Source organism: Aquabacterium sp. A3, from assembly GCF_038069945.1.
In the GTDB taxonomy this organism is placed as follows: Bacteria; Pseudomonadota; Gammaproteobacteria; order Burkholderiales; family Burkholderiaceae_C; genus Aquabacterium.
In genome coordinates this window covers 61,482-79,997 of record NZ_JBBPEV010000005.1, presented here as the reverse complement: position 1 = coordinate 79,997, position 18,516 = coordinate 61,482, and the positions used below count along the sequence as shown (strand labels likewise).

At 66.0% G+C, this 18,516-nt stretch carries 20 protein-coding genes; 18 read left to right on the top strand and 2 right to left on the bottom strand.

Going from position 1 to position 18,516, the window contains the following annotated elements:
* Window positions 1-41 precede the first annotated feature (41 nt).
* The 5 genes from WNB94_RS14900 to WNB94_RS14880 all read left to right on the top strand — a co-directional run bounded on the left by WNB94_RS14900 (window position 42) and on the right by WNB94_RS14880 (window position 6,253).
* Complete coding sequence (locus tag WNB94_RS14900; RefSeq protein WP_341391170.1) at window positions 42-1,337, top strand: TCR/Tet family MFS transporter; 1,296 nt, start codon at window positions 42-44, stop codon at window positions 1,335-1,337.
* Between the two features lie 6 nt (window positions 1,338-1,343).
* The gene (gene guaA, locus WNB94_RS14895) at window positions 1,344-2,948 is read left to right on the top strand and encodes a glutamine-hydrolyzing GMP synthase (RefSeq protein WP_341391169.1); all 1,605 of its coding nucleotides are present in this window, start codon (window positions 1,344-1,346) and stop codon (window positions 2,946-2,948) included.
* A 220-nt stretch (window positions 2,949-3,168) separates the two neighbouring features.
* On the top strand, window positions 3,169-4,446 hold the full coding sequence (locus tag WNB94_RS14890) for a tyrosine-type recombinase/integrase (RefSeq protein ID WP_290871907.1): 1,278 nt from the start codon (window positions 3,169-3,171) through the stop codon (window positions 4,444-4,446).
* Window positions 4,447-4,590: 144 nt separating this feature from the next.
* The gene (locus tag WNB94_RS14885) at window positions 4,591-5,349 is read left to right on the top strand and encodes a type IV toxin-antitoxin system AbiEi family antitoxin domain-containing protein (protein ID WP_290871910.1); all 759 of its coding nucleotides are present in this window, start codon (window positions 4,591-4,593) and stop codon (window positions 5,347-5,349) included.
* Entirely contained in the window at window positions 5,342-6,253 is a 912-nt protein-coding gene (locus WNB94_RS14880) for a nucleotidyl transferase AbiEii/AbiGii toxin family protein (protein WP_290871913.1), read from the top strand. The genes WNB94_RS14885 and WNB94_RS14880 overlap by 8 nt, the downstream gene beginning before the upstream one ends.
* 198 nt (window positions 6,254-6,451) lie before the next feature.
* Here the strand turns inward: WNB94_RS14880 and WNB94_RS14875 are convergent, their stop codons facing one another.
* Complete coding sequence (locus WNB94_RS14875) at window positions 6,452-7,384, bottom strand: LysR family transcriptional regulator (protein WP_130966406.1); 933 nt, start codon at window positions 7,382-7,384, stop codon at window positions 6,452-6,454.
* A gap of 145 nt (window positions 7,385-7,529) precedes the next feature.
* On the opposite strand from WNB94_RS14875, the gene WNB94_RS14870 reads away from it, so the two are divergent.
* The 4 genes from WNB94_RS14870 to WNB94_RS14855 all read left to right on the top strand — a co-directional run bounded on the left by WNB94_RS14870 (window position 7,530) and on the right by WNB94_RS14855 (window position 11,141).
* Window positions 7,530-7,796: a hypothetical protein gene (locus tag WNB94_RS14870; RefSeq protein WP_031943569.1), complete on the top strand. Its 267-nt coding sequence runs from the start codon at window positions 7,530-7,532 to the stop codon at window positions 7,794-7,796.
* Window positions 7,796-8,926, top strand: coding sequence for a YeiH family protein (locus WNB94_RS14865; RefSeq protein WP_230179413.1), 1,131 nt, complete (start codon window positions 7,796-7,798; stop codon window positions 8,924-8,926). Before WNB94_RS14870 ends, WNB94_RS14865 begins: the two co-directional genes overlap by 1 nt.
* Before the next feature lie 99 nt (window positions 8,927-9,025).
* Entirely contained in the window at window positions 9,026-10,069 is a 1,044-nt protein-coding gene (locus tag WNB94_RS14860; RefSeq protein WP_031943571.1) for a beta-propeller fold lactonase family protein, read from the top strand.
* Window positions 10,070-10,169: 100 nt separating this feature from the next.
* Window positions 10,170-11,141, top strand: a complete 972-nt coding sequence (locus tag WNB94_RS14855; protein WP_230179414.1) for an MBL fold metallo-hydrolase — start codon at window positions 10,170-10,172, stop codon at window positions 11,139-11,141.
* On the opposite strand, the gene WNB94_RS14850 is transcribed toward WNB94_RS14855, so the two are convergent.
* Window positions 11,123-11,572 (bottom strand): hypothetical protein, encoded by a 450-nt coding sequence (locus WNB94_RS14850; RefSeq protein WP_031943573.1) that lies wholly within the window; start codon window positions 11,570-11,572, stop codon window positions 11,123-11,125. The genes WNB94_RS14855 and WNB94_RS14850 overlap by 19 nt on opposite strands.
* 180 nt (window positions 11,573-11,752) lie before the next feature.
* On the opposite strand from WNB94_RS14850, the gene WNB94_RS14845 reads away from it, so the two are divergent.
* The 9 genes from WNB94_RS14845 to sorT all read left to right on the top strand — a co-directional run bounded on the left by WNB94_RS14845 (window position 11,753) and on the right by sorT (window position 18,483).
* Window positions 11,753-12,184, top strand: coding sequence for a nuclear transport factor 2 family protein (locus tag WNB94_RS14845; protein WP_130966404.1), 432 nt, complete (start codon window positions 11,753-11,755; stop codon window positions 12,182-12,184).
* 69 nt (window positions 12,185-12,253) lie between these two features.
* Window positions 12,254-12,616, top strand: coding sequence for a COG4315 family predicted lipoprotein (locus WNB94_RS14840; RefSeq protein WP_054018144.1), 363 nt, complete (start codon window positions 12,254-12,256; stop codon window positions 12,614-12,616).
* 46 nt (window positions 12,617-12,662) lie between these two features.
* Window positions 12,663-13,166, top strand: a complete 504-nt coding sequence (locus tag WNB94_RS14835; RefSeq protein WP_054018143.1) for an RNA polymerase sigma factor — start codon at window positions 12,663-12,665, stop codon at window positions 13,164-13,166.
* 19 nt (window positions 13,167-13,185) lie between these two features.
* Complete coding sequence (locus tag WNB94_RS14830) at window positions 13,186-14,112, top strand: anti-sigma factor family protein (RefSeq protein WP_230179415.1); 927 nt, start codon at window positions 13,186-13,188, stop codon at window positions 14,110-14,112.
* A gap of 170 nt (window positions 14,113-14,282) precedes the next feature.
* A complete protein-coding gene (locus WNB94_RS14825; protein WP_130966402.1) occupies window positions 14,283-15,668 on the top strand; it encodes a YncE family protein in 1,386 nt (461 codons plus the stop codon).
* Window positions 15,669-15,673: 5 nt separating this feature from the next.
* Window positions 15,674-16,027: a DUF305 domain-containing protein gene (locus WNB94_RS14820; protein WP_086010188.1), complete on the top strand. Its 354-nt coding sequence runs from the start codon at window positions 15,674-15,676 to the stop codon at window positions 16,025-16,027.
* Between the two features lie 70 nt (window positions 16,028-16,097).
* Complete coding sequence (locus WNB94_RS14815) at window positions 16,098-16,631, top strand: RNA polymerase sigma factor (protein WP_165456618.1); 534 nt, start codon at window positions 16,098-16,100, stop codon at window positions 16,629-16,631.
* A complete protein-coding gene (locus tag WNB94_RS14810) occupies window positions 16,628-17,260 on the top strand; it encodes a hypothetical protein (RefSeq protein WP_004306457.1) in 633 nt (210 codons plus the stop codon). Before WNB94_RS14815 ends, WNB94_RS14810 begins: the two co-directional genes overlap by 4 nt.
* The gene (sorT, locus tag WNB94_RS14805; protein WP_130966400.1) at window positions 17,257-18,483 is read left to right on the top strand and encodes a SorT family sulfite dehydrogenase catalytic subunit; all 1,227 of its coding nucleotides are present in this window, start codon (window positions 17,257-17,259) and stop codon (window positions 18,481-18,483) included. Before WNB94_RS14810 ends, sorT begins: the two co-directional genes overlap by 4 nt.
* Window positions 18,484-18,516: the final 33 nt, after the last annotated feature.

Here is an 18,516-nt window from a genome sequence, read left to right as displayed (position 1 = left end):
GTTCTGCGCCCGGCCTCTGGCCGGGCGTTGGTGTTTTTAAGATGAAGCCCAGCACCGTTCCCAGCACACCGTCAACCTCCCAGGGTGGTGGTCGCGTCGCGGCCATGCGCTTCATCATGATCACCGTGGTGCTGGACATGATCGCCATCGGGCTGATCATCCCGGTGCTGCCTGCCCTGGTGGGCACCTTCACACAGTCTCAAACCGAGCAGGCAGAGGCTTACCGCCTGGTCACGCTGGCGTTTGGTGTGGCCAACTTTCTGTGCTCGCCATTGCTGGGCGCCTTGTCCGATCGTTTCGGCCGCCGACCTGTGTTGCTCATCGGCATGACGGGGCTGTCCATCAGCCTGTTCACCACCGCCATGGCCACGGCCTTGTGGATGCTGGTGGCGGTTCGCCTGGTGTCGGGCGCCATGCAGGCCAACATTGCGGTGGCCAACGCCTATGCCGCCGACGTCTCCACCCCTGAAACCCGTGCCAAGCACTTCGGCATGCTGGGCGCCATGTTCGGCGTGGGCTTCATGTTGGGGCCCATCCTGGGCGGGGTGCTGGGTGCCATTGACATCCACCTGCCGTTTTTCGTGGCGGGCACGCTGACCGTGCTCAACGGCCTGTACGGCTACTTTGTGCTGCCCGAATCACTGCCCAAAGAGCGTCGCAGCCCGCTGAGCTGGACCAAGGCCTCACCGCTGACGTCGTTCAAGTCGCTCAACAAGCTCGAAGGCATGGGGCCCTTGGTGCTGATTCTGGCGCTGTCGGGCCTGGCGCAGTTCACCTTGCACACCACCTGGGTGCTGTACACCCAAATGAAATTTGGTTGGGGGCCGCTGGAAAACGGCCTGTCTCTGTTTGCGGTCGGCCTCATGTCGGTGATCGTGCAGGGTGGTCTGATGGGCCGATTGACCCTGTCCTTTGGCGCGCGTCGGCTGGCCATCGCCGGACTGATTTCATCGGCGGTTTGTTACCTGGGTTGGGGGGTGGCCTGGGAGGGCTGGATGATGTTCGCCATCGTCGGCCTCAACCTGTTGGGCTTCACGGCGCAGCCCGCCATGCAAAGCTTGATCTCCAATTCTGCCGCGCCACATGTTCAAGGCCAGACCATGGGCGCCGTGGCGGCCGTCAACAGCCTGATGGCGGCCATCGCCCCCGTGGTGGGCCCCTCGATGCTGGTGTGGGTGGGTCACCTGCCGCAAGGTGATTGGCGCATCGGTGCCCCGTATTACCTGTGTGCGGTCCTGCAACTCTGTGCGGCATTGCTGGTGTGGCGCCATGTGCGCCAGCCGGCGCGGCCCATCAGCACCTCTATTGATCCTTCCGTGAGCGCCTCATCGCGTTGAACCATCATGCATGACAAGATCCTCATCCTTGATTTCGGCTCCCAGGTCACCCAACTGATCGCACGTCGCGTGCGCGAGGCCCACGTCTATTGCGAAATCCACCCAAACGATGTGTCTGACGACTTCATCAAGTCGTTCGCGCCCAAGGGAGTGATTTTGTCGGGCAGCCACGCCAGCACCTACGAAGACCATCAGCTGCGCGCGCCACAAGCCGTGTGGGACCTGGGCGTGCCGGTGCTGGGCATCTGCTACGGCATGCAGACCATGGCCGTGCAATTGGGCGGTGAAGTGAGCTGGTCTGACACCCGCGAGTTCGGCTACGCCGAGGTGCGCGCGCATGGCCATACCAAGCTGCTGGACGGCATCGCCGACTTCACCACCGCCGAAGGCCACGGCATGCTGAAGGTGTGGATGAGCCACGGCGACAAGGTCACCAAGCTGCCTGAGGGCTTCAAGCTGATGGCCTCGACGCCCAGCTGCCCGATCGCGGGCATGGCCAACGAAGACAAGGGCTACTACGCCGTGCAGTTCCACCCTGAGGTCACGCACACCGTGCAGGGCCAGGCCATGCTCAACCGCTTCGTGCGCGACATCGCCGGCTGCCAGGGCGACTGGATCATGGGCAACTACATCGAAGAAGCCGTGGCCAAGATCCGCGAGCAGGTGGGCGACGAAGAAGTCATCCTGGGCCTGTCGGGTGGTGTGGATTCAAGCGTGGCGGCCGCCCTGATCCACCGCGCCATCGGCGACCAGCTGACCTGCGTGTTCGTGGACCACGGCCTGCTGCGCCTTAATGAGGGCGACATGGTCATGGACATGTTCGAGGGCAAGCTGCACGCCAAGGTGATTCGTGTGGATGCGTCCGAGCTGTTCCTGGGCCAGCTCGCTGGCGTGACCGACCCCGAGCGCAAGCGCAAGATCATCGGCGGCCTGTTTGTGGACGTGTTCAAGGCCGAGGCCGAGAAGCTCAAGGCGGCCGGCAACGGCGTGAAGGGTGCCACCTTTTTGGCCCAGGGCACCATCTACCCCGACGTGGTGGAAAGCGGTGGCACCAAAACCAAGAAAGCCACCACCATCAAGAGCCACCACAACGTGGGTGGCCTGCCTGAGCAACTGGGCCTGAAGCTGCTGGAGCCCCTGCGCGAGCTGTTCAAGGACGAGGTGCGTGAACTGGGCGTGGCCCTGGGCCTGCCGCCCGAGATGGTCTACCGCCATCCCTTCCCAGGCCCGGGCCTGGGCGTGCGCATCCTGGGCGAGGTGAAGAAGGAGTACGCCGACCTGCTGCGCCGTGCCGACGCCATCTTCATCGAAGAGCTGCGCAACACCATCGATCCGGCCACCGGCAAGAGCTGGTACGACCTCACCAGCCAGGCCTTCACCGTGTTCCTGCCGGTCAAGAGCGTGGGCGTGATGGGCGATGGCCGCACCTACGATTACGTCGTGGCCCTGCGTGCCGTGCAAACGTCTGACTTCATGACGGCCGACTGGGCCGAGCTGCCCTACAGCATGCTCAAGCGCACGTCAGGCCGCATCATCAACGAAGTGCGCGGCATCAACCGCGTGACCTACGACGTGAGCTCCAAGCCGCCTGCCACGATCGAGTGGGAATGATTTGAGAGCGCCTCACGGCGTCCCAGAACGTCCCAAAATTTCATTTAAGCCCTTGATCTTCAAGGGCTTTTTTGTTTTTGACGTCCCATGAGGTTCCATGACATCCCGAGTTTTTTGTCGGTAAAGAAGACGGTTGATTTTTTTAGTCGATTGATCTTTGATTGTTTACCGTCTTGATGCTCTGACGGTAAGTGATGCAAGGTACGAAAGGGGTTACCCAATGGCACTGACCGATACCAAACTCAAGAACCTCAAGGCCGCCGACAAGGTCTACAAGGTGGCGGACCGCGACGGTTTGTACGTCGTCGTCTCCCTCAAGGGAACGCTGACATTTCGCTACGACTATCGACTGGGGGGACGGCGCGAGACGCTGACCGTGGGGCAATACGATGAGTTCCAGGCGTCGCAACCCAAGCGGGCGCCCGAGGACATCACCTACGGCGATCCGCTTTCGCTGGCGGATGCCCGCGACCTGCTGGCCAGGGCCAAGAACATGGTCAGCCGGGGTGAGTCACCGGCGCGGGTCAAGTCTGAAACGAGGAAGGAGTGCCAAGAGTCAGGCACCTTCGAGTCCTTTGCCGACATCTGGTTGCGCAACGGCGGGCTGGCAGACAGCACGGCGGCGATGCGCAAGAGCATCCTGGATCGTGATGTGCTGCCCAAGTTCGGTAAGCGCAAGCTGGAAGAAATCACCTCCAGTCAGGTGCTGGCGCTGTGCGAGAAGATCAAGGCACGGGGAGCCCCGGCTACAGCGGTTCATGCGCGCGAGGTCATCCAGCAGGTGTACCGGCACGCCAAGTCCCGAGGCCTCAAGATCGAGAATCCCGCTGAGGCGGTGAAGGCGTCGGCGATTGCCACCTTCAAACCCAGGGAGCGTGCTTTGACGCCAAGTGAGATCCATCGGTTCTTTTCAGCGCTGGACACTCTCGGGACCTTGCCCACGCTGAAACTGGCGGTGAAGTTCATCTTGCTGACCATGTGCCGCAAGGGCGAGTTGTTGCTGGCGACCTGGAAAGAGGTGGACTTTGATGCGGCCACCTGGACGATTCCGCCGGAGCGCATGAAGGCCAGACGGGCGCACGTGGTCTATCTCAGCAGCCAGGCAATCGATCTGCTGGTGGGCCTCAAAACCTGTGCTGGAAGCAGCCCTTATCTGCTCCCCGGTCGGTATGAGACCGACAAGCCGATGAGCGAAGCAACGCTCAACCGTGTGATCACGGCGGCGGTGGAAAAGGCTCAGAAGGACGGAGTGGATCTTCCTCACTTCTGCGTGCATGACCTTCGCCGGACGGCATCAACACTGCTGCACGAGGCTGGCTTCAACTCCGACTGGATCGAGAAGTGCCTGGCGCATGAGCAAAAAGGGGTGCGGGCCGTCTACAACAAGGCGGAATACGCGGAGCAGCGGCGGGCCATGTTGCAAAGTTGGGGAGATATGGTGGACGGCTGGATCGCAGGTAGCAAAGCGACGCCTGTTGCCCTGAGATCGGTTGCTTGATGTGCGGTGGATCGGCGGGAGGGCGGATGTTGTTGGTATCTGCATTGCCTTGATGTCGTGGGAAAAGTTAAGCCTTGTTTAATTTTTGGTGCCAGATTCAATCAATTTTTTCTGGTTGATTGGAATTTGTGATATTTTTATGGCATGGCTGGAAATCAAAGACACTCTTTGCTCAAGCGGCTTCAGTCGGACATGCCCCGTGGTGCCCCCTTCGGGCTGGCCGAGTTGGAACGCCTGGGCATTTCCCCCACGCTGGCGGCCCACTACGTTGAAAGCGGGTGGCTGCTACGGCTTGCGCAGGGTGTCTATGCCTTCCCGGGCGATGACGTGAACGTACATGGTTCGATCAAACTGCTCCAGAGCAGGGTGACGGGTCTGCATGTGGGCGGCAAGACGGCGCTGGCTTTGCAAGGGGTCAGGCACAACCTCTCGACACGAGAGCAGTGGGTGCTGTGGGGTGATGTGCGTTTCGCCGTGCCAGACTGGTTCACATCCCGATTTCCGGCACGGTATGCGTCGGCGCGCTTGTTTGAGTGGGCGGACGAGGGCTTGCCTAAGAAAAGCCTTATCACGCCACCGGGACTGCCGCTTGGCTTGCTGGTGTCGGCGCCGGAGCGCGCGCTGTTGGAAATGCTCTATGACGTCGGTACGCGTCAGAGTCTGGAAGAGGCGCGCAACCTGTTTGACGGCGTGCGGAACTTGCGCAAAGACATGCTGGGCCACTTGTTGGCGTGCTGTACGAGTGTCAAAACTGTGCGACTGTTTCTGGCCTGGTCTCGCGAAACGGGCCTGGTGGATGTGGACGAATTCTTGCAACGCTACACGCTGCCTGTAGGGAGCGACAAGCGCTGGATGTCGCGCATGAAGGACGGCAGTTTGTTGACACTCAAACCTCATGGATAAGGTCTACGCGGATACTGTGCGCCTCCTCCTGAAGGTGGCACCCGATGTATTTGCCAACGATATCTTTGCGATGAAGGGCGGCACGGCCATCAACCTCTTCGTGATGGACATGCCACGCCTATCCGTTGACATCGACGTGGTCTACACGCCATGGGACACCCCGCGAGAGCAAGCCCTCAACGAAATCGCGATTGAAATGGAGGCCATTGCAGCCAGGGCGACCAAGTTGGGGCTGAACGCACGCAAGGTACGAAGCAAAGACCTTGCTGAGACCAAACTCCTGATCGAGAACGACGACAGTCAGGTGAAGGTCGAGGTCAACGTGGTGTTCAGAGGCACGGTGTTGCCGGTTGAGAGGCGCCCCCTGATGCCCAAGACAGCTGACATGTTCAGTGTGGAAGTGGCGTTGCCAGTGTTGGCCACGGCGGAACTCTATGGCAGCAAGTTGGTGGCAGCCATGGATCGTCAGCATCCACGGGACTTGTTCGACGTGTGGCAGATGTTCGAATCAGGCGGGTTCACGGATGCTGCGGTTGAATGCTTTGTGACGTACCTGGCCGGGCACAACCGACCAACACATGAGGTGCTGTTCGGGAATGAAAAAGACATTGAGGCGGAGTACCACAACAACTTCGTTGGCATGACAACGGAGCACGTCACCCTGGAAACACTTTCGGCTGCCAGAGACCGATTGCGCAGAGAGTTGCCTCAGCGCTTGACTGCTGCGCAAAGGCAGTTTTTGAGCGGCCTGGCACAAGCAAAACCCGACTGGTCATTGCTCGCCTGCCCACATGCGGCAGAACTGCCGGCCCTCCGTTGGAAGCTGGCAAACCTCCAGACGTTCAAAGAGCGGCGTCGTGAAGACTTTGAAAGTCAGGCCAGGAAATTGGACGAATTGTTGTAGTTGCCGTGTTGCTGGTGTCGGCCACAAGCAGCCGTTGGGTGGTGCGTCCGGAAGCGGACGTCGATTACCCAGACCAGCTCATTGCATCAAAGCTTCGATCAATGGGCAGGTGGGCGGAGCGGGCGTCGGCGCCTAGCTGAAGGGTAATCGCGTGTCGCCGAGGGCTGAACCTTCGACATGCGAAGCGGGGCCGGGACGTTAGCGGGCAGCCCCAGCAGTCGCATCTGCCTGGGCGATGAACGCCAGCAACGCGGGCGTCGACTGCTTCTCACGATGCACAACCAGATGACATTGCCGAAGCTGCCGCGGCAATGTCGTGGAGACGCGGCACAGACGTCCAGCCTCCAGCGCATCGTTCACTACCCAGGCGGACAGGCAAGCCACCCCCAACCCTTCCTGAGCGGCACGCTGGATGGCCTCCGAACTGCCTAGCTCGATGCTGCGCCGGTAAGAACGCAGGTGGGGCAGCAAGCTCTGGTCGGTGGCCTCGCGCGTGCCAGAGCCCGTTTCGCGAACCAGCCAGACCGCCTCACGCAGCGTGCGCAGGGGAATGCGATCGCCCGCCCGGCTTGACTGGGCCAGCGCACTGTCGGGCGCAGCCACGACCACCATCTCGTCTTGCAGCCAGGGGGTGATCACCAGCTCCGGCTGGTGGCTGGGCCCCTCGATCAGCCCCACGTCGAGTTCGAAAGCGGTCACGGCATCGCAGATGGCGGCGGTGTTCCCGATAACGACCTTCGACCGCCAGGCGGCGGCGCTGCCGGGCTGCTGTGCCCCCATGAAGCCAGCGAGCAGCTTGGGCAACACGTAGTTGCCAATCGTCGTGCTGGCGCCGATGCGCAGCGACTGCGCCTGCGCGCTGCCGTCGCGCGACATCTGCTCGATGCCTGCGGCGCCGTCGAGCAAAGCCAAAGCCCGCGGCAACAGCGCGCGGCCGTTGTCGTTCAACAGCAGGCGTTTGCCGGCGCGGTCGAACAGGCGCAGCGACAGCAGGCGTTCCAGCTCGTTGACGGCCGAACTGGTGGCCGATTGCGACAGCGCTATCTCAGCGCTGGCCGCCGTGGTGCTGCCGCTGCGCGCCACGGCGACAAAAATCTGCAGCTGACGCAGGGTGAGTCGAAGCACGTCCACGGTGATTGCCTTTGTTATCGATTTCGCAGGTACATCTTAGTCATACAACCCGTTGGACGGGTTGATTGCCAAGCTCTAAATTTGCCTGGCCGCTCGATCACGGGGCGGCGGCCCGCCGCGCCACCACCGGCATCTGGAGCCCGACATGCTGACCCTTGAACGAACAACCCCACGCCCCGCAGCACCCGGCCCGCTGGCCCCACAGGCGCTGCATGCCCTTCAATGGGTTGCTGCCCGGCGGCCAGTGGCGGGCTTCATGGGGCCGACCCGCGACGTGGCCCATGCCGTCTCGACCACCTTGGCCGCCGACAGCAGCATCGACCCGCAGGTGCTGCGCTGGATGCCGGTCGCAGTGCCGATGGCGGCCGTGCTGCTGTGCGCCGGCATCGCCTTGATCTGGGTGCTGGCGTGATGCACGCGCTGTCGACCTCACAAGCCAGCCCTGGCCCGTCAGCCGGCCACCGGGCAGCGCGGTTGCGCTTGCAGTTGGCAGCCCTGCTGCCCGGCCTGGCCTTGAGCGGCGCCCTGGCCGCGACCGGCATCGCGCTGGGCCACATCGGCTGGCTGCAGGACCACGGCTTCAGTGCGCTGACGCTGGCCATCGTGTTGGGCATGCTGGTGGGCAACACGGTCTATCCGCTGGTGCCGCGCCTGGCCGCGGCCAGCGGTGCCGGCGTCAACGTGTCCAAGCAGAACCTGCTGCGCCTGGGGGTCGTGCTGTACGGCCTGCGGCTGACGGTGCAGGACATCGGCCACGTCGGCATCGCCGGCGTCGCCATCGACGCGCTGGTGCTGGGCTCGACCTTCGCGCTGGCCTGCTTCATCGGCACGCGCTGGTTGGGCCTGGACCGCAAGACGGCGATGCTGATCGGCGCCGGCAGTTCCATCTGCGGCGCCGCCGCGGTGATGGCTGCCGAACCGGTGGTCAAGGCGCGCGCCGAGCAGGTAACGGTGGCGGTGGCCACGGTGGTGGTGTTCGGCACTCTGGCGATCTTTCTGTACCCGGCGCTGTTCGAGCTGAACCAGCACTGGGCGCTGATTCCGGGTGGCGCCAACGGCTTCGGCATCTACGCCGGCTCGACCATCCACGAGGTAGCCCAGGTGGTGGCCGCGGCGCGTTCGGTGGGCCCGGACGCGGCCAACTCGGCCGTCATCGCGAAGATGGTGCGGGTGATGATGCTGGCGCCGTTCCTGGTGATGTTGTCGGCCTGGCTGGCACGTGACGACAAACGCCACGCCCACACTTCCGCCGCCACGGGCCAGGCCCCAGGCAAGCTCGCCGTGCCCTGGTTCGCCTTCGGCTTCGTCGCGGTGGTGTTGTTCAACTCGCTGCAGTGGCTGCCGGCCTCGGTGGTGGCGGTGACCACCGAGATCGACACCGCGCTGCTGGCCATGGCCATGGCCGCACTCGGCCTGTCCACGCACATCGGCGCCATCCGCAAGGCCGGTGCCAAGCCGCTGTTGCTGGCGCTGATCCTGTTCGGCTGGCTCATCGTCGGCGGTGCCTTGATCAACCGCTGGGTACCGGCCCTGCTCGGCTGAAGCCTCGAATTCACGGCCCGACGGAATAAACCACGGGCTCTCCTCGTCCACCACAGCAAGCCTTTCCCTCTTTTCTCAACACTCTCCGAAAGACATCCCATGAATACCTTCTTCCGCACCACCGCGCTGGCCTGGTGCAGCACCTTCGTCCTCGTCGCCGCCAGCGTGCCCGCCAACGCCGCCAACGGCGCCGAAGCCACCCCGGCCCGCGTCACCTTCGACGGCCAGATCCGCAACAACTCGCTGGCGCTGAGCCCCGACGAGGCCACCGCCGTGGTGTCTTACAGCGAGCGCCCGGACGTCATCGTCTACGACCTGGCCACCGGTGCCGTGCGCGGTGTGCTGCGCGGCTACGTCACGCCGCGCAACATCGTGTTCGCGCCCGACGGCAAGAGCTTCTATGTCTCCGACAGCAGCCTGGGCACGGTGACGCGCCTGGACACCACCACGCTCAAGCCGCTGGCCACCGCGTCGACGCTGGCGGCCGGCCCCGGCGCCTTCGGCACCGCGCTCAGCAAGGACGGCAGCGCGCTGTATGTCAACAACCAGGCCAGCAGCACGGTGACGCGACTGGACACCGCCAGCGGGCAGGCCAAGGCGGTGATCACCGGCTTTGCGCAGCCGCGCCAGGGCGTGCGCCTGAGCCCGGACGGCGCGAAGCTCTACGTCACCAACTTCCTGGGCGACAAGGTGACCATCGTCGACACGCAGACCGACAAGATCGAGGGCGAGATCACCGGCTTCAACAAGATCCGCGCCATCTCCGTCACCGCCGACGGCAAGACCCTGTTTGCGGCCAACAGCGGCAGCAACGACATCGCGGTGGTGGACATCGCCGCGCGCCGCGTCACCGGCACCGTGCCGGTGGGCCGCGACCCCTACGGCGCCGCGCTCACGCCCGACGGCCGCTTCGTCTACTCGGGCAACTTGGCCGACAACACGGTGTCGGTGATCGACGTGGCCACGTTGAAGGTGGTCGCCACCATCGCCGGCTTCAAGCAGCCGCGCCAGGCCATCGTGTTCACGCGCGACGGCAAGACGGCCTACGTGCTGAACGAGGACCTGAGCATCTCCAAGGTCGAGCGTGCCGGGCAGCGAATCGTCGCCACGGTGGCCGCTGCGCAGGCGGTGGCGGCGTACTGAAAACCGGGAACTGTCAGAGAACCGGCGCACCGCACGACCGAGCCGGGGGCTTGCCGCTTCCGGTTCGCCCCGTTGTCGCCCCGCCCGCACAAAGGATCGAATGAAAACGCTGGCCAACCCCTGCCGGCGCCGCTTGGCGGCACTTTGTCTGGCCATGTGCACGCTGCCCGCCGCGTTCGCAGCTCAGGCCCAGACGGCCGCCCCGCCGGCGCTGGAACTCGTGGTGCTGGGCTCGGGCGGCCCGGGTGCCACCGGCCGCGCGGGCTCGGCCTTCGTGGTGTTGGTGGATGGCGTGGCGCGTGTTTTCGTCGACGCCGGCCCGGGATCTTTCGTGCGCCTGGGTGAAGCCAAGCTGGCGCTGGGTCGGGCCGACATCGTGCTGCTGACGCACCTTCATGTGGACCATGCCGGTGGACTGCCAGGCCTCTTCAAGGCCCGTGCGGTGTCCAACCGCGGGCCGGTCGATTTCAAGATCTTCGGGCCGGCAGGGCGGCGTGCGCTCGATGCCGACGATGCCGACTTCCCGGCCACCAGCCGCTTCATCGACCTCTTGTTCGGCAAGCAGGGCGCCTTCGGCTACCTGAAGGACTTCTCGGCGCCGCTGCGCTTTCAAGTGAACGACATCGACGCACCCGCCACGGCGTCAGCCCTGCCCGAAGTGCGCACGGTGTTCGATGAGGGCGGCCTGCGCATCAGCTCCGTGGCCGGCCACCACCGCGACGCACCGGCGGTGGTCTACCGCATCGACCACGCCGGCAAGAGCATCACCTTCAGCGGCGACATCGACGCCAGCTGGCTGGCGGGTCTGCGGCGAATCGCCCAAGGCACCAGCCTGCTGGTCTTCAACAGCGTGGTGCTCGACCCACCCGGCTCGCCCGACGTGCTGTACACCTTGCACACGCCACCCAAGGCCATCGGCGAAGTGGCCGATGCGGTGCGCGCCGGCCAGCTGCTGCTGAGCCACCTGTCACCTGCGCTCGACGCGCAGCGTGATGCCGTCAAGGCGTCGATTGCCGCGCACTACGCCGGCGGGGTGGTGTTTGCGCAAGACGGTCAGCGGCTGGCGCCCTGAGGCGCGCAGCCGCCGGCGATAGTGCCGGTACCGGCCCCCAGTTCGACGCCCGTGCCCACCGACCCCACGAAGGTGATCACTCGAGCCATGCCGTCGGGCCGCAGGAACACGGCGGCGTCGAACTTCATGCGCTGGCCGACCGATGGGCTGCCGCTCACGAAACCTTCGGTGCCGACACCGCGGTCCAGGCCCCGCAAGTAGAAGGCGCCCTCCGTGGTGCCGAGGGCGTCGGCAAAGGTGCCCGAGAAGCTGAAGGTGTCGCTGGCCGGGTCGTAGCCGGCGAACGCGCTCGCCACATCCACGTCGCCGTTCTGCGGACCGATGTACGTGGGCAGTAGGTTGCCAATGGGGTCGGTGATGCCTTGCGCCAGCGCACCGGTCGCGGCGGTGAACAAGCTGGCCAGCAGCAGGAAGGTCAGGGTTCGCTTCATCGGAGCAATTGGTGGAGCGTGTCGGGCGGGTCAACTGCCGATGGCGTGACAGAAAAAGTTTTTGCGTGGGCCGGAATAGACCGCCTGCCGGCGCCGTCTGCCCTTGTGTCGGGACCTCATGGACCCTTCATCCACCACCGACCACCCTCACTTCACATCAAGCCTTCAACGGAGCCCTCCATGTTCAAGACATTCACCTTCGCCGCTACCGCCCTGACCCTTGCCGCCGGCAGCGCCTTCGCCGCCCCTTCCGACGACGCCCGCACGCACTTCCAGGCCATCGCTTCGGGCGACACGCAGATCGTGATGCGCGGCTACGCCGACCAGGCCCAGCTGAACTGGGTCGGCGGCCCGCTGGACGGCACCTACGCCACCACCGACGCCATCCGCGGCACCTGGGAAAAGTTCGGCAAGGCCGTCGGCCCGCTGAAACTCACCATCGGCTCAATCGAAGAGTCGGCCAACCCCAAGGGCGCCACCGTCTCGGCCAACGTCGTCTTCGAAGGCAAGATGCCCATCAAGGTGCGTTACGTGCTGACCTACCGCGAAGGCAAGATCGTCAGCGAAACCTGGCAGATCGACCCCAAGCTGGCAGTGGCTGCGGCTTACTGAGCCACCCGCTCAGCCCATCAGCACTCTACCCAGGACGCCCCCATGAAACATCTCCCCACCTTGGCCGCGATGCTCATCGCCACGGCTTCCTTCGCGGCGCCGCCGACGAGCGCCATGGCGGCCGACGTGCCGGCCAAGCTCGCCAACGGCGTGCTCGTCGACGCCAAGGGCATGACGCTCTACACCTTCGATAAGGACATGGCCAGCAGTGGCAAGAGCGCCTGCAACGGCCCCTGCGCGACGCTGTGGCCGCCCGCGATGGCCGCCGCCAGCGACCAGCCCGCCGGTTCGTACACGATCGTCGTTCGCGACGACGGCTCGCGCCAGTGGGCCTACAAGGGCAAGCCGGTCTACACCTACCAGGCCGACCAGAAGCCCGGCGACCGCGCTGGCGACAACTTCAAAGACGTCTGGCACATAATCAAGGAATGACCTCTGTCGACGATCCACACCCAGCCCCGCACGCCGCGAGCCGCCGATGCAAGACGACTCCAACCTGCTGAGCTGGGTGCCGCGCCTGCGCCGCTATTCCCGGGCGCTGGTGAACAACCATGAAGATGCCGACGACCTGGTGCAGGACACGCTGGAGCGGGCCTGGGCCAAGTCGGGCCTGTGGGGCGGCGTGGCCGATATGCGCGCCTGGCTCTTCAGCATCATGCACAACCTGCACGCCGATGGCGTGCGCCGGCCCAGGCTGCACACCGTGACCATGGACGACGACACCCCCGAGGTGCCGGTGGCGCCGACGCAAGGTGACAGGCTGGCGGTGCTGGACCTGCAGGCCGCGCTGGACCTGCTGCCCGTCGAGCAGAAGGAAGTGCTGCTGCTGGTGGCGCTGGAAGACATGGCCTACGCCGACGTGGCGCAGGCCCTGGGCATTCCTATCGGCACGGTGATGTCGCGCTTGTCGCGCGGCCGCGAGCGTCTGCGCGGCCTGATGGAAGGCCGTGCCGAGCCCGTGCGGCTGAAGGTCGTCAAATGACAGCACAACGAAGCACCCCATGAGCACCGATCGCCCCCCACCGCCCACCCCCCCGGTCACCGAGGCCGACCTGCATGCGTTCGTCGATGGCCACCTGCCCGCAGAGCGCCAGACCGCGATCGCTGCTTTCCTGGCCGCGCGTCCCGACGACGCGCAGCGCGTCGAGACCTACCGCGCGCAGAAGCGAGAACTGCACGCCTTGTTCGACCCGGTGCTGGACGAGCAGCCGCCGCAGCGCCTGCTCAAGTCGGCGGGCCCACGCACCGTGTCGCCGACGCCCTGGTACCTGCAGCGCCTGGCTGCCGGGCTCGCCATCGCCGTGATCAGCGGCGCCACGGGCTGGGGGCTGCGCGGCGCCGGGGCTGGCGCCCGCGCGGGTGTTGGCGGTGACGATGCGGCCCGCATGGCGGCCGTGAAACCGGCCCCGGGTGGGTTGACCTTGGTGTCTGCCAGCGGCTTCGCGCAGCGCGCCGCCGTGGCGCATGCGGTCTACAGCCCCGATGTGCGCCGGCCCGTGGAAGTGGACGCCGCGCACGAAGACCAGCTCGTGGCCTGGCTGTCCAAGCGCATGGGCGCGCCGATGAAACCGCCGCACCTGCAGGCGCAGGGCTACACGCTGGAAGGCGGGCGCCTGCTGCCAGGTGGCCAGGGGCCGGTGGCTCAGTTCATGTACCGCAACGAGCAGGGCAGCAAGCTGACGCTGTACGTGTCCAATGACGTCGCTGACGTGGGCAGCGCCGCGGGCTCGGGCGGGGCCGCGAAACCGGATGCGAAACCGGGTGCGAAGAACGCTGACACCGCCTTCCGCTTCGCGCAGGAAGGCGCCGTCAACGTGTTCTATTGGGTCGACGGACCCTTCGGCTACGCCTTGTCGTCAGACGTCGACCGCAGCGTGCTGGCGCGGGTGTCGACCGAGGTCTACCAACAGCTGGGCACCCCGCGCTAAAGGCAACAGCAAGTCCCGCGGCGCAGGTGGTTTGCACCGCCATGGAATGAAACGCCCTGCAGTGCGCTCTTGGCTGCGAGCGCCTGACGCACCGCCGCCGCCCGTCGTTGGGTGCGAGGTCACGCGTCACACACTGCCGTCCACCTTTGCACTGAACACAGAAAGCACCCATAAGCACACAACGTCGCGACATCCTCAAATACTCGCTGGCCGCCGCAGCCGCCAGCGCGCTGCCCGCAGCGCAAGCCCAGGCGCCGTCCAGCGCCGCCGCCGCCACCGGCATCGACCCGCGCGACCGCGTCTTCATCACCAACGAAGACTCCAACACGCTGGTCGTGATCGACCCCAGGACCAACACCGTCGAGAGCACCATCAACCTGACCAGCTTCGACGAAGACCCGCGGCCGCCCTTCCGCTATGTCACCGCCGGCGTGGCGCCGACGCACGCGGCGATGATCCACAAGCCGCTGTACCACGGCTGCATCGACGCCCACGGCGCGGTGCCGTCGCCCGACGGCCGGCTGCTGGCCACCAGCGGGCGCGGCTCGAGCAACATCTACCTCGTCGACGCCGAGCAGCGCCGCGTCATCGGCAACACGCCCAACCCGGCCGCTGGCATGACGACCAACCCCGAACGCCTGAGCAGCGGGCTGCTGCTGGGCCGCGAACCGCACGAGCCCACCTTCACGCGCAACGGCAAGGAGCTTTGGGTGACGCTGCGCGGGGAAGACCGCATCGCCATCGTCAACGTCGAACTCGCCCTGCGTCAGTTGAAGGGCACCGACAACACAGGTTCGACGGCCATCCGCCAGTTCCTGCCGACGATCAACGGCCCGGCCCAGGTATGGTTCAACCGCGAAGGCACGCTGGCCTTCGTGGCCAGCCAGAAGGTGTCGCAGGTCGACGTGTTCCGTGTCAACCCGGGCGCCGATGGCCACAGCCAGCCGCAGCGCGTGACGACACTGGACATCAGTGCGCAGGACAAGCCCGGCTTCACGCCCTTCATGAAGACCACGCCCGACGGCGCCGAGGTGTGGTTCTCGCACAAGCTGGCCGATGCGCTGTCTTCTCGCTCGACGCGGGGCGGTTTCGACCTCATTGACAGCGTGCCGCTGGGCATGGGCGCGCGGCCCAACCACGTCGAGTTCGTCAGCAACGCGCGCGGCAGCGTGGTCTATGCCAGCCTGGCGCGCATCGACGACGGGGGCCCCGGCGGCGTCGCCTCCAGCCCCATCGCCATCATCGACCGCAGCGCAGCCAGCGGCCAGCGCAAGGTGGTCGGCACCTTCTTCAGCCACGGCCGCGAATCGCACGGGCTGTGGACCAACCCCGAGAACACGCTGCTCTACGTGGCGCACGAGCAGGACGAACTGCCCGGCACGCCCAACGCCGGCCAGACGGTGTGCAGCGCCTTCGACGTCAGCGACCCGCTGAAGCCGGTCTTCATCGCGCAGATTCCGCTGGGCAACCTGACCCTGCCTTCCGGAGCGCTGCGCAACAAGAAGAGCATCAACCTGGTCTACGTGCGCGTGGGTGCCAAGGGGCAGACTGCATGAAGGGCATGAAGGGCATGAGGGGCGGACACGCCCAACATGGAGTCAGTGCCTTCGAGCGCGAGATGGACGCTTCGATGGCCCGCATGATGCAAGACATGCACGGCCCGGGCTTCGTGGGCCAGGCCGACATCGACTTCCTGGCGATGATGATTCCGCACCACGCCGGCGCCGTCGACATGGCGCGGCTGGTGCTGCAGCACGGCCGCGACCCGGCCACGCGGCAACTGGCGGAGGAGATCATCGCCGGCCAGACCATCGAGATCGAGAGCATGACGCGGCGGCTGGCGGCCTTGCAGCAGCGCTCTAGCGCGGGTTCGGCAGCCGAATTTCCATCGCTGGGTGGCACGCGCGGGCCGTGATGCCCAGCCTGAGGGTAAGCACTGACGATGGCGATGGAATGAACCGCAGCGCTGTCCGCTCTTGATCACCATGCTGTTCCAGTCTGCCGAGTCCCGCTACAACCAATGGGTGCGGGACCATTACCGCTTCCTGCTGCGCAGCGCCTGGGCGCTGACGGGCTCGCGTGACATCGCCGAAGACGTGGTGCAGGACTGTTTTGCCAACGCCTGGAAGCACCGCGAGCAGTTGCGCGATGCGGCCTTGGCGCGGGCCTGGCTGTTCCAGATCATGCGGCGCGCCGCCTTCCGCCAGGCCGCGCCGGGCATGCAGTCGCTGGACGACGACGAGCAGCCCGAGCAGGCCGCCCCCGACGCCGGGCTGGACGACAAGCTGGACGTGGTCAAGGCGCTCGCGCGGCTGGCGCCCATCCACCGCGAGGTGCTGGTGCTGTTCTATTTCGACGACATGCCCACCGCGCAGATGGCCGAGGCGCTGGAGATTGCGCCCGGCACCGTGCTGTCGCGCCTGGCTCGCGCGCGCGACGCGCTGAAGCAGGTGATGGGCGTGCCAGTGCGGGCACCCGGCGGCGCCCAGGTCACGCCCTTGCGGAAGACCCCGTCATGAAGCGCGAACTCCGGCCGCCCGAGTTGCCCGACAGCGCGTTCGACTTGCGCACGCGCGCCGAACTGGCGCTGGCCTTCGAGCCCATCGACGCCCCGCCGCACTTGTACCGCAAGGCGCAGCCGCTAATGGCGCGGCGCAGCTTCCAGCGCGCCGTGCTGGGCCTGCTGCTGGCAGGCAGCGGCACCGGCGCCGTGCTGGCCATGCGCCCGCCAGAACTCGTGCGCGGCGCCATCGAACACGAATACTTCGAGCGCACGCTGCGCGGCACCTTCATGGCCAGCGCGCCCTTGCTGCAGCACCTGGGGCTGGCCGGCCAACAGGTTGTGCCCGGCTTCCCGCAGCTGATGCGGCCTTGCGACATCGACGGCCACCTCGTCTACCACCTCACCACCTTCTTCGAGAAGGGCGGCATGGTCACCGTGTTCGCCTTCGACAAGGCGGTGGCGCTGACGGAGGGCAGCGGCTGGTGGGGCAACGTGCACTGGAAAGTCATCACCTCGCGCGACGGCAAGCCGCTGGTGCTGGTGGCGCAGAAGAAGCAGGCCCTGGCCGTGGCGCAAAGCCAGTTCGGTCCAGCCACCGACATGTCCCCACCGAATTCCACACCGACCCCCAAGGAGACCCGATGAACAAGACCTTGAACTCGCTGCCGCGGCGCCAGATGCTGGCCGGCAGCGCCAGCGCCCTGGCCGCGGCCGGCCTGGCCACTTTCACGCGCGGTGCCGCCGCGGCTGGCGAAACCCCAGTGGCCAGCGCCACGCCCAAGCCGCTGCCCGCCTACGTGAACTGGAAAGACCCGGCCAGCGTCATCGTGCACAGCAGCACCACCATCGAGACCAAGCGCGCGGCCTTCGGCAGTGGCGTCATCACGCCGGCCGAGCAGCTCTACATCCGCAACAACCTGCCGGCGCCCGACGCCTCCATCGTGGCCGACCGCGACGCGTGGGAAGTGGCCATCGAAGGCGTGAAGGCCCCGCGCAAGCTGACGCTGCGCGAGCTGAAGACGATGGGCGTGGAGACCACCGCGATGGTGCTGCAGTGCTCGGGCAATGGTCGCGGCTACTTCCCCAGCAAGCCCAGTGGCACACCCTGGCAGGTGGGCGCGGCGGGTTGCGTGATGTGGACCGGCGTTCCGGTGCGCGTGGTGGCCGAAGCGCTGGGCGGCGTCGTGCCGGGCGCCGGTTACCTGACCGGCACCGGCGGCGAGAAGCTGCCCGAAGGCCTGGACCCGCTGAGCATCATCGTCGAGCGCTCGGTGCCGGCCGCCGCGATGGCTGACGCGCTGCTGGCCTGGGAGATGAACGGCGTGCCGATCTCGCTGGCCCACGGCGGCCCGCTGCGCCTGATCGTGCCCGGCTACACCGGCGTGAACAACATCAAGTACATCAAGCGCTTGGCCTTCACGGCCAAGGAGACGGACGCGAAGATCATGTCGCACGGGTACCGCATCTCGCCGCCGGGCGGCAAAGGCGACCCGAGCCAGCCGTCGGTGCAAGAGATGACGGTCAAGTCATGGATCAACTCGCCCGCGCCCGACGCAGCTGGCGTGAGGGCCGGCCTGGTGCAAGTGCAGGGCGTGGCCTTCGGCGGGATGAACGGCATCAAGCGCGTCGAGGTGTCGCTGGACGGCGGCAAGACCTGGAGCGACGCGCGGCTCACCGGGCCCGACCTCGGCCGCTATGCCTGGCGCCAGTTCGTGCTGCCGGCCAGGCTGCCGGCCGGCAGCCACACGCTGGCCAGCCGCGCCACCGACACGGCAGGCAACGTGCAACCCGAGCAGCGCATGGAAAACGCCGGCGGCTACAACAACACGAGCTGGGCCGACCACGCCGTGAAAGTGACGGTGGCCTGATCATGCGCAGCACTATCCAGCAGCGCTTCATGT